7 protein-coding genes and 1 pseudogene are annotated in these 11,286 nt (G+C 66.9%); 7 read left to right on the top strand and 1 reads right to left on the bottom strand.

The genetic code is table 11. The annotated features are described in order from the left end of the window. Nucleotides 1–272: 272 nt before the first annotated feature. The gene (locus tag HK417_RS23625; protein ID WP_308123816.1) at nt 273–1,571 is read right to left on the bottom strand and encodes a patatin-like phospholipase family protein; all 1,299 of its coding nucleotides are present in this window, start codon (nt 1,569–1,571) and stop codon (nt 273–275) included. Nucleotides 1,572–1,741: 170 nt separating this feature from the next. On the opposite strand from HK417_RS23625, the gene HK417_RS26260 reads away from it, so the two are divergent. From HK417_RS26260 to HK417_RS23585, 7 genes and pseudogenes are all read left to right on the top strand, one after another. Next, nucleotides 1,742–2,038, top strand: a complete 297-nt coding sequence (locus HK417_RS26260; RefSeq protein ID WP_222272908.1) for a DapH/DapD/GlmU-related protein — start codon at nt 1,742–1,744, stop codon at nt 2,036–2,038. Nucleotides 2,039–2,615: 577 nt separating this feature from the next. Further along, nucleotides 2,616–3,404: pseudogene (locus HK417_RS25945) on the top strand (polysaccharide lyase). Nucleotides 3,405–4,036: 632 nt separating this feature from the next. Then, nucleotides 4,037–6,916 (top strand): glycoside hydrolase family 31 protein, encoded by a 2,880-nt coding sequence (locus HK417_RS23605; protein WP_222272899.1) that lies wholly within the window; start codon nt 4,037–4,039, stop codon nt 6,914–6,916. Nucleotides 6,917–7,802: 886 nt separating this feature from the next. Continuing rightward, on the top strand, nt 7,803–8,264 hold the full coding sequence (locus HK417_RS23600) for a hypothetical protein (RefSeq protein WP_222272897.1): 462 nt from the start codon (nt 7,803–7,805) through the stop codon (nt 8,262–8,264). Nucleotides 8,265–8,571: 307 nt separating this feature from the next. Beyond that, nucleotides 8,572–9,354 carry a methyltransferase domain-containing protein gene (locus HK417_RS23595; protein WP_222272894.1) on the top strand — a complete coding sequence of 261 codons (783 nt, stop codon included), beginning with the start codon at nt 8,572–8,574 and terminating at the stop codon, nt 9,352–9,354. Nucleotides 9,355–9,849: 495 nt separating this feature from the next. After that, complete coding sequence (locus HK417_RS23590) at nt 9,850–10,569, top strand: hypothetical protein (protein ID WP_222272891.1); 720 nt, start codon at nt 9,850–9,852, stop codon at nt 10,567–10,569. Between the two features lie 152 nt (nt 10,570–10,721). Then, on the top strand, nt 10,722–11,180 hold the full coding sequence (locus HK417_RS23585; protein ID WP_222272889.1) for a hypothetical protein: 459 nt from the start codon (nt 10,722–10,724) through the stop codon (nt 11,178–11,180). The last annotated feature ends 106 nt before the right edge of the window (nt 11,181–11,286 follow it).

Raw genomic sequence — 11,286 nt, 5'->3', positions numbered from 1 at the left:
TGCAGGCCCTCGGCTACGCGGTCACGCTCAACCCCGCGGCCTGACCGGCCTGACGGAGATTTTCGGATCAGATTTTCGGATCAGCCGCCTTCGGGGACACGCCGTCGGGCGGTCGCGGCTGGGCGCCTGTGCACCAGCTGCAGTCGTGCCTACCCGGAGGTGCTGACTGATGGCGACTGGCTCGCAAAGGTGTCTCGGGAGCCGCCCTCAAGGTCGGCCGGCCCGGTGATCATGAGCGGCCCGTCCAGGGACACGTTCGGGTTGCAGTCACGTCAGGCGGGGGTTGCCGAGCCGAGCCGTAGGCGGACGAGCCGGTTGTCGCGGAACTCGGCCTCGGCGCGTGCTCGTGAGGCCGTGTCCCCGCTACCGGTACGCACGGTCCAGGCGGTCCGGTCCCCGGTCACCTGCTTGCGTGTGACGTCGATGCGCACGTCCTTGGACAGGTTCAGCATGACCTCGTGGAGCTGCCGCCCCCGCACCGGAGCGCGCTCGCGGAACGGCTCGGCGAACGTCAGCTCCGCGTCCTCGGCCAGGTGGTACATCAGCTCATCGGCGTCCCCCCGCTGCCACGCCCGTTCGAAGGCCAGCGCGGTGAGGAACGCGTCGGCTTGGCGTTCGCCCTCGCTGATGAGGCGGCCGAGGAACCGGCTGTCGCGGTTGACCTTCGACGCAGGGCCGAACCACCCGGACGAGTTGAGCCGCGGCAGCTCGATGACGCGGACGGTCACCTGCTTGTACCGGTCGCCGATCAGGAGGCCCTCGGCGAGCAGCTGGTCGATCTTCTCGATGACGTGCAGCTCCTGGTAGAGCGACAGGTTCCCGGCCAGCTCGTTGCGCCGATCGGCGATGGCGAGCACGCTCCGCGGCTCGCTGGACCGTCTGGTTGGGTTGATCTGGATGACCCACAGCTCGTCCGGCTGCGCATCGAGCAGCTCACGGACAGGTGGGTTCTGCGAGAACAAGCCGTCCCAGAAACTGCCACCCGCGGTGTGCACGGTCCGGAACGCGGTGGGGATCGCCGCCGAGGCCAGGATCATCTCGGCGGTGATGCGCTCGCGGCGGCTGTTGAAAGCCCGGAAATCACCGGAGAGCACGTCCACAGCGCCGATCAGCAGAACCGGGTGCCTGGCGAGGTCATCGACCTGGATCCGGTCGAAGTCCACCCAACGCCGGAGCAGCGTGCGGAAGTGTTCGAGCCCGGTGACCGGGACATCGTAGGGACTGACGGCGGGCAGGAAGCCGACGCTCTGCAGCGCGGTCGCCCACAGACCCCACGCATTGATCGCCATCTCGACAGGATCGGACGCGGCGTTGTCGGCCCAGAACCCGTGCAGCTGCGCCTTGCCGTCCCCTCGGTCGCCGTCGAGCAGAGCCGACCACGTCAGCGCCGCGCACACCGCTCCACCGGAGGTCCCGCTGAGGCCCACCACCTCGTACTGGTCGAACTCGTCGGCGGTGATCAGGCGGCCGAGCACCCCCGCCGTGAAGGCTGTATGGCTGCCGCCGCCCTGACACGCAATGGCCACTCGTCGCTTGGGAACACCGGTCACGAAGCCTCCCAGGTCAGCCACGCCGGGGCTGTGTCACCCTCGGGGGCGACTGGCGTGGACCGACTCATGGTCCTAGGCAGGTGGGCCCAGGCGTCCGGAAGCCGCCGCGGTCAGCGCGAGTCAACTCACGTCATGGCCGGCTCGGTCACACCGGTCCCGGCCGCGCCGAAGACTGACGGCGCTTTGACCGGGTGTCCCTAAAGTCCGTGGTCATCGGCGCCCGGGCCACGCTCGGCGCCGGCGCCATCTTCGACACCGACTTCCACGGCACAGCGCCCAGCGAGCGGCACACCTCCTCGCCGACCCGGCCGGTGCGTCTGGGCGACGACGTGTGGCTGGCGGAAAGGGCGGCGGTACTCAAGGGCGTCACCGTGGGGGACGCGGCGGTCATCGGGTACGGCGCCGTCGTGACCCGAGACGTGGATGCCGGCGCGATCGTCGCCCTGGCGGGCGTCCGGGTGGTGGGTAACGCGTTGGACGGCAAGTGATCGAGGTGCTGCGCGGCTGGCGAACGGCTGCGAAGCTGCGCTGGGGTCAGTGCTCGGTGTGCTGTCCACCGAAGCGGGACGGGGCAACGAACTGGGACCGGTGCTGTCTCGGACGGGGTCGATGGAGGCCCTCTATCCACGAGAGAGGCGATCTGTCCCTGAGCCCGCCTTCTGTCCTCGAGCGGCCCGCTCAGGGACAGTCCCGACCCGGCCTCGTGGACGGCATCGGACAGGTGAGGATCACTGCGTGACGAGCTCGCGGCGCGGTGACGAAGAGAACCTGTCGCGGCATCAACGACGCAGACCCACTGGAAAACTGCAATAGGAGTTTAGTGTCCGCCTTTCGCGTGGGGTTCCGTCGGCGTCCCTGTCTTCCCCGAGGCCGTTGGCGTGTACGACTCGGTAGGTTATCGCTCGCAAGGGCCCCGGCGGACACTGGCGCGTTCGCTGTAACGCATCGGTGACGGCTGCTCGGCCATGCTGTATCCCCGTCGACTAAGACGCGGTGGTTGGACTGGCGACGGTTGACCTGGCTTGTTAGCCATCGGAACAGACGCCACGGACGAAGGGAACGGCCATGGCTCCATCTCCCACCGAGCCCAACCCGCTGTACACACTGGATTGGGAGGCGTACAACTGCGACGTTCCGTCCGTGCCACCCCCAGGATGGCGCGGGGACTACGCGAAAGAGGTGGACCACGACCCGGCATTTAGAGTTGCTTGCGCACCAGAGCCGACGCGCAGCGGTCAGCGCTCGGCAAGATTTCAGCTGAACAAAGGGGATCCGGTGGTGAGTAGCGGCATACGCAGCGAACTGGCTGCCTCCCCGTGCTGCGAACCGGCCAACGCAGAGCGTTGGTACGGATTCAGCATCTATCTGCCGGAAGAATGGATATCAGATGATTCCAGGGAATCGGTAGCGCAATGGAAGCAAGACGACACCTTAGGAGATCAGTTACCGCGTCCCTTCTGGGGGTCGCCGCCGGCGGCCCTGATTACCTGGGAGGGGAAATGGTGACTGAGCACCCGCAAGTGTTCCTGGGACAATACCGTCGACTCCGACACAGACGCCTACTACATGGGACACTGTGAACTGGGTCGCTGGACCGACTGGGTTGTGTACGCCAAGTGGTCCTCCGGTGCCGATGGACTGCTGCAGGTCTGGAAGGATAAGGATCGGGTGTTTGTCCGTAGCGGACAAAACAAGTTTGCTGACGACAAGGGGCACTATATGAAATTTGGGATCTACAAGTGGGACTGGCTTTATCCAGATCGGCCAACGGACGCAACGGAAAGAATTTTATACTTCGACGAAATTAGAATCGCTGACAGCAGCGGCAGCCTGGCGGTCGTGTCACCGAAGTGATCCAGGACCGCCTCCGGAAGAGCCGAAGGATGAGAGTTCAAAGCTGGCATTGATGGTGGCCGTCCCTTGGGCGACCAGGCCCCTGCGGTTTGTCGACCGAGATCGCTGAGCGACGCCAAGCGGATCAGACAATTCGTTGGGCGTCATCAAGCGCAGTATCCAGCCCGACGGTCCCCAGAGCCGCCTTGAGGGCAATGTGATTGATGGTCGACGGGCGGAAGTGAAGTATCTGCGGACTGGGGGCGGACCATCGATGGGAGTTGACAAACCCCAGACGAGAGCGACGCCGCCGTGCAGTCGGCCGAGAATGCCGGCTGCGGCGGGTCGCCAGAAGGGCGCCATCGCGTCCGTGCGGGTTGACCCTACGGCCACCCGTCCCGATCCTCGCAGTCTCCGGACTCGTCGGGGGCGGTTTAACCTGGCTAGGTCGACAGCATTGGCCACCTCGTGCTCGAACATGATGCTGTGGGGGGACCGGCACAGTCGGCCTCTGTGAGAGGTGCATCTACCCACGACCTCGCCAATGCCAGAGCGTCGGCCGCGATTGCATTGACCGTCGGGGTGGAGGATCGGCGGTGGCCGCCCGGCGGACAACCGCGAATGCGAGCGGATGCTTCTAGAGGGGAGAGCGCATGTTTTCGGTGGATCTGCCGAAGGACGGCGCGGGAGACGACGTGCTGCCGGACGTCGTCCGGGTCGTGGCCTCGAACGACGGGGACTGCCGGCCCGATCATCCAGTGCTGCTGGCGAGGCGCCTGCCGGTCGGCGCTGCCGTCGACGCGACGGCGGAGACGACGCTGTGGAAGGTGTTGGTGGGCGATCCGGACGAGCGGGGGAACCGCCCGGTCACCGTGCGCACGCTCGACGATCGCCCGCTGGTGGCCCTCCAATTGTCCGGCGGCGGCCCCTGCGTGCTCGACGTCCAGGTGGCCTCCGGCGTGCAGGCGTGGGGGTTGGGTCAGTGCTTTGGGCCCTCGTCGAGCCGGGTGGACTGGGTCGGACGCCGCCGCAGTGTCATCGACGCGAATGCGCAGGAGAGGTTCCGCCCCTACGGCCACGGAACACAAGAATACGAGAAGGGGGTTGAGGGCTACCTCCAGATTCCAGTGCTGATGGTCGCCGGTGGCCCGCAACCGTTCGCGATCGTCCTCGACTACGTCTTCCGCATCGAGGCCGACTTCGGCACGAACCCGTGGTCCTTCCGGCTCGGCTCCGATGTCCCTGGCAACCCGACCTTTCCCGTGCGCGTCTATCTCGTGGGTGGCGCCACATCGCTCGACGTGCGACGCCGGGTGATGGACCTGCTCGGCCGACCCCCGGTGCCGCCGCGCAAGGCGTTTGGGCTGTGGATGTCGGAGTACGGGTTCGAGACCTGGCAGGACGTTGATCACGTGATCGGCGCGCTCCGTGGCGGCGCCTACCCCTTTGACGGCATCGTCCTTGACCTGTTCTGGTTCGGCGGGATCGCGCAGCAGGGTGTGGACCACAGCGAAGTCGGGCGCTTGGGGTGGGACATCACCGACACGCCGGGTGTGAACGACCCCTACTTCCCGGACCCGCAAGGGCGGTTGGCGAGCTACCGCAACCAACACATCGGCTTCGCCCTGATCGAAGAGTCATACGTCAACACCTCCACCAGCACCTACATCGAGCTTGGCGGCGCAGTCCAGAATCCCTTCGTCCGCCTCGGCCCCAGCGACCTCCAGTTCACGAACGTCTGGTTCGGACAGGAAGCCACGATGATCGACTGGAGCGTTCCGGGCGCCGGTGCGTGGATCCACGACCACCGGCGCAAGCCCTTCATGGTCGACTATGGGGTGCGAGTGCATTGGACGGACCTGGGCGAGCCCGAGTTTTTCAACGATCGTGCTCGCTACGCAGGTCACGACCTGGACGGCGACGGCTCGCGCCGCACCGGGCATGCCGACCTCGCTAATGTCTACAACCTGTTCTGGCACCGGTCCATCGACGACGGATATTCCCGGAAGGATCCCGATCAGCGGCGACTGTTGCTCACACGGGCCGCCACCGCGGGCATCCAGCGGTACGGCGCCGCCGTGTGGTCGGGTGACACGAGCAGCCGGATGCCGGTCCTGGTCTCCCAGCTGCACAACCAGGCCCACATGTCCTGCTCTGGGATCGACTACTACGGCTCCGACGTTGGCGGTTTCCACCGCCAGGACGCCGACGCTCAGCGGCTCGACGAGCTGTACACCCAGTGGTTCGCGAACAGCGCGTGGCTCGACGTCCCGTTGCGGCCGCACGTCAACAACTACGACTTCTACACGCAGCGCTCCGACGACAAGCCGGACGGCGCACGCCGCCACCCCGTGGCGCCCTACGAGGTGGGCCACCGGCCGAGCAACCTGGCCAACTTGCGGACCCGGTACGAGCTCATTCCCTACTTCTACTCGCTGGCCCACCAGGCCTCGCTCGACGGAACCCCGATGATGCCGCCGCCGGGCCTCGTCTACCCCGACGCCGCGTTGCTCGGCGTCGGGCACCAGAAGCTGATCGGCATCGACCTGATGGTCGCCGTGGTGGCCGGCCACGGCGAGTACGCCCGCAGTGTCTACCTGCCGGCCGGTCGGTGGTACGACTTCTGGTCCGGAGCCGCCGTGGAGAGCGCGGGGCAGTGGGTCACGTTCGTTCCTGAGTACCGGGACGGCGTCTTCCGGCTGCCGGTCTTCGCGCGGGGGGGCGCGGTGATCCCGAGAATGCATGTGGACGACGGCACGCAGGACTCTGCCGGGCACCAGGCCGACGGGAGCCGCGATGAGGATCTCGTTCTGCGCGTCTACGACGGGGGCGAGGTCGGCGGGCGGTTCACCGTCTACGAGGACGACGGCGAGACCCGCTTGACCGCACCCAGGACAACCGACATCGTCCAGCGTCACGAGGGTGAGGACATCGTCGTGGAGGTCGCGGCCGCCGAAGGGCTGGTGCCGGACTCGGCGGACGTCCGCCCGCTGCGGATCGAAGTCGTCTCTCCTCTCGTCGTGTCCGGTGTGGCATTGAACGGTGTCCCGCTGCCGCCGCTGCAGGCTCCAAGCCGCACGCAGCTCGGGTGGGCCGCCGACCCGGCCAGTCGAACCGTCCATGCGTGCGTCCCCGATGCCGGCGTCGCGGCGGCGCAAACCTTCCGGTTCGCCACCGCCGGGACGCTCCCCGCGACGTCGTCGGTGCTCCTCGTCTGCGACTTCGCTTACACCAGGTGGGGAGAGGACGTCCACGCCCGCTTCGTGACCCCGGTGCAGACTGCGCACGGGCCGCTCACCGAAGTGCAGCTCGAACCCTCGGTTACCTACGCGTATCTGTACCCTGCCCCGGCCGATCACCCGAGCGGGCCGGTGTGGACCCTGCTGCTGGACCACCTGCAGCCAAACCAGGAGGTCCGGTTCGCCTTGGAGAAGCGGCGCGGCGACGTCGTTGTCCACACCAGCCCGCGGCAGGTCTTCCGCCACGTCGGTCCTGGCGGGTATGCCGGGGAGATCCGGGGGAACCTCTATTGATCAACACGGTCAGCAGCCGTGGGGCTGCCCGGCCTGGCGGTGGGCCAGCCGGTGCCCGTCCTGGCTGGGTACAGTTGGGGCCCTCTCAACCGAGCACCACCCTCATCGACGCCTACATCCACACCGACGAGGGCACGGGGCTGTCACCCTCCGTTACCGCGCTGGCCTCGACGGGGCGAAGCGAGCTGGACGTGGCTGATCGCGCTGGCGCTGGCGTGGGCTTCGTCTGCACTCGACAGCGTCAGCGGCGACAGCCCTGATCGGCACTACCTCCGAACCATCGCCGGAGAAACAGGAACCGCCGCGATTCTCGAACTGACCGCGGAAGCCAAGCGATGAACGCTCCTGGACGAGTATGAGGTCGGCCGGCGTCCCGATTGTGAGTCGATCCGCCTCCCAGGGCTGAAGCGGCCGCCAGATCAGCAATCGCGGAGCCCAGGGGTGCCCCTTAGCGGCCCACTCAGAGACACGTCACTGAGTGGGCAAGGGACAGGGCAAGGCCGGAGCAGGAGCGCGGTACTGCTTTGCCGCCAGCGTCGAGGTCGCGGCCACGAGCAGCGCGGCAGTCGCCTTGTGGATCATTGTGAATCACTCACCGGGAGGGTCGATCACTTGGGCAGGGTGACACCACGCCGCTCGTCGGCTCATCCGAGCGGATGGGCGAAGCACAGTTGTTGTGGCGCCATCGGCTGAGGCCGATCATCAGTCGGGCACCCGGCGGTGAGTGCAGTCGCCGGGTGCCCAAGGCAAGGGCAGGGGACCTGCTGCATGGTGGCCGGCCAGATCAGCCTGGGTCCCCTTCCGTCTTGGCGAGGCAACGACCAACGACTGCGGTCGGGCTCATCGCCGTGACGGTGCGTGAGCCTGGCCCGGGGAGGTGTATGCCATGCTGGGCGAACGACTGGGCGAGTCCTCGGGGAAGTTCACCGGTACTCGTGTCCTGCCGTCGGAGGGACAGCAGGTGTGGCTCGAGGTGTCCTTCCAAGGGCGTGGGACCCTGCTTGGACAGGAGATCACGGACACCGGCACCTATCGGCAGACCTTCCGCCCAGGAGGTGTCCTCGCTGGCGAAGGCCACCTGCTCATGATCACGAACACCGGCGACGTCGCCGACTGGGTCGGCGGCGGTGTGGGCCGTCAGACCGGCCCGGGCTACCAGGCGAGCTTCGGTGTCTGGGGTTCCTGTCCGAGCGCTACAGGGCAGCTGAGCCGCCTCACTGAAGTGGCCGACGTCGTCGAGTACGAGGTCGAGGAGGACGGCAACTACCACTGGACCATGTGGGCGTGGACCGGCGCCGGCGTGCCGTCGATTCCTCGGCAGGAGGCCCCAACCGGCGCCATGGCCTAACCGGGTGATGTCAGGATCGGGCCGAGGACAACTGGCCCGATCCCCATGAGTGCATCAACCGTTCAGTAGGGGATCGCATTGGCCTTTTCGTGCGAGCCGCTCACCGATCGGAACGGGAGGACGCGGGCGACGCGCTGGAGGAGCGCCGGGTCCTCGATGAGCTGGAGCCGAAGCACGCGACGGAGGCTTCGGTCGAGGCGACCGCCGAGCAGATCCGACCGATCGAGCACCAGCAGAGCAACCGTACCGGCGCAGCTGAACCCGGTCCCGTCACGAGTACCGGAGCGCCCCGGGCAGGAGGTTCGACATGTCGATGCTCCCGTTTGACGAGAAGGCTGCTCGCCACTTTCAGCGCGTGTACTCCACGCCGGACGTCGTGCAGCAGCGCGCCGAGGTTCTGGCCCTTCTCGCTCCCCAGCCGGGAGAGCGCGTCCTCGACGTCGGTTCAGGACCCGGCTTCCTCGTGGCGTCGTTGGCCGACGCTGTCGGGGCCGCCGGCGCCGTCCACGGACTCGACCCGAGCGGGCCAATGAACGCCGTCGCCCGAGACCTGATCGGAACCCGGCCGTGGGCCCGCATCGACGACGGCGATGCCGAGGAGCTGCCGTATCCGGACGGTGCCTTCGACGCCGCGGTGTCGACCCAGGTCTACGAGTACGTGGCAGACATCCCGCGGGCCCTGTCGGAACTGCGCCGCGTGCTGCGGCTGGGTGGACGTGCTCTCGTCCTGGACACCGACTGGGACTCCGTGGTGTGGCACGCCGCCGATCGCCAACGGCATCGCCGCATCATGGCCGCCTGGGAGGAGCACCTCGTGCATCCCCATCTGCCCTGCACTCTGCCGGGGCATCTCCGGCGCGCCGGGTTCCGGGTGACCGGGCGGCACCTGATCCCGTTGTTCAACCCCAGGTACGAGCAGAACACCCTCAGCGCGATGAACATGGAGCTGATCGCGCGATTCGTAGCCGGCCGACAGGGATTGACCGAAGCGGATGCTGACGCCTGGATGGCCGACCTGCGGGAGCGCGGCGCGGAGGACGACTACCTGTTCAGCCTGAACCGCTACTGCTTCCTCGCCGTCGCTGAGTAGCCGGCTCGGCCGCCGCGGGCCGGACGCGCGGCCTGCGTGCGCGCTCGACGAGGAGGTCGGTCGGCGCGCCCACGGCCGAGTCGCCGAGCGATGCTGTGGGTCTAGGTGCATGTGCGCGTCGGCCGGAGGCAGGAGGGCGCCGACCTGAACGAGTCTCTTGAACACGATGAAGTCGTCGATTGAACACGATGAAGTCGTCGATGCCGCCGGTGACAGCCGCGCCGACGCCGGTCGACGCGCGTAGGGGGCTGCGCCAGGAACTCCGGTCGCAGCAGATCAAGATGCACACGGAACGGCAGGGAGGAGCGGGCCACCACTCACGGAGCTTCAGCACCTTCGCCAGCGGTGACCCTCGTGTCTGCACCGCAGGAGCGGCCGTGCCAACGCCAACGCCGCTAATCGCCGGACGCCTCAAGCGGCCCACCTGGGGACACTGCCGTTTGAGGACGGTCGTAGCCAGGCAAGGAGGCCCATGGTTCCACCGGAGGAGGGCTTGTGTCCTGGGGTGCGGTCGGCGACTTAGCGATCAACTTGATTGCAGCGATTATCGGGTTCTCGGTTGCACGGCTGCAGGCATGGCTTCAGTTCTTGAGGCGCAGTCGCAATGCTCGACGCTTCATGCGCGGGGAGTGCAATGTGGTTCTCTCAGCCTTCACCGATTCAAACTTTCGGGCTTGGGAACGTTCCGGCTTGGTGGGCGCTGGCGACGTCAAGGCGCTTGTGGTTTTGGAAAGGAAGTTGTTCAGCATCCGGGAGCAGGAGTTCGCACTCAAGCATGCCCCAGCCCTCCAGGGGCACGAGGTCGCAGGGAACCTGGTGCTCCTGGGTGGGCCAGACGCGAACCGGTGGACAGCAGCCGTCATGGAACGTGTGGCGCTGGGCGTTGGGGTCGAGCCAGGAACGATCACGTTTGTGGACAAAGTCAGTAGTCGTAGGTTCTATCCACATCATGGGCGCGAGGCTGGGTCAGGTTCCGACGCCGGTGTTGTAGTAAAGGTCCGCAGCCCGTTCAACTCACAGTCCTTGGTCCTCGTTCTCGCGGGAGGCTTCGGCGAGGGAAAGCAAGCGGCTGCGGAGCTTGTCTGTAGTCCCAAGTTCGAGGACCATCCGGTGATCAGATCGGGGGCGGACTTCGAGTTACTGTTCACGGTCGACATAATTGGCGGCGTGCCGCAAGAACCGGAAGTCCAATTCATACGCGAGATCACCTCGTAGCGGCGCCTGTCCCTGAGGCCGCCCTCGCGGCCACGTCGCCGTTGTCCCCGAGCGGCCCATCAAGGGGCACCACAAGACGATCTTCACCATCATCAGAAGTGCCAGCGCGAGTCGCCGCAGAGGTGTGACTGTGCCCGGCGCAGGATGCCCTCGTGCAGGACGACGCCATCTCGGCTCTACTGACCGGACTTGAGGACCGTCTGCGCTCGGAACTAGGGCACTCCGCCCGCGTGGAACGGAGTGAGTTCCTCGGCGGCGAGGGGACCTCTTGGGCGGTGCATCCCGTCAATCCGCGATCCGTTCCCGTTCAGTGGTGGGCGTTCGGGGACGAGATCGGCCTTCAGACAGGTCGTAGGTACCGGGGTGGCCGCTGGGAACTTGAGCGCACGTCCGAGGATGTCGAGCTCGTCGAGGCGGTCGTTCGTGCCGCGATCGCCGGGAAGGTCGCGGAGACCTCCGCCCCGGCGCGCTCGTGCGTCGAGGTGACCTTGGAGGACGGGCAGGTGATAAGCGAAACCGGTTACGAGGGCTGCTTGACGGGCCTCCTTCCCCTCCCGGGATGGCGACGGTGGGGCAAGGTCGTCCATTTCGCGCCCTACGCTTCGCCGTAGTAGCGGTGAGGTCGCGCCTGTCCCCAAGGGGATGGCCCTGAAGTCCTGGTTGTCCCCTGTCGGGGAGTGCCGTTCCGGGCTGAAAATGGGGCGCGGCCGCCCGTCG

It is taken from the genome of Modestobacter marinus, assembly GCF_019799945.1.
Classification (GTDB): Bacteria; Actinomycetota; Actinomycetes; order Mycobacteriales; family Geodermatophilaceae; genus Modestobacter; species Modestobacter marinus_B.
The sequence above is the reverse complement of the archived record's forward strand: the minus strand, read 5'-3'. Positions and strand labels throughout refer to the sequence as shown.

What these genes read in the sequence shown, in the direction of transcription:
- HK417_RS23605 (WP_222272899.1), top strand. Translation starts at nt 4,037, where the DNA reads ATGTTTTCGGTGGATCTGCCGAAGGACGGCGCGGGAGACGACGTGCTG.
- HK417_RS23600 (WP_222272897.1), top strand. Translation starts at nt 7,803, where the DNA reads ATGCTGGGCGAACGACTGGGCGAGTCCTCGGGGAAGTTCACCGGTACT.
- HK417_RS23595 (WP_222272894.1), top strand. Translation starts at nt 8,572, where the DNA reads ATGTCGATGCTCCCGTTTGACGAGAAGGCTGCTCGCCACTTTCAGCGC.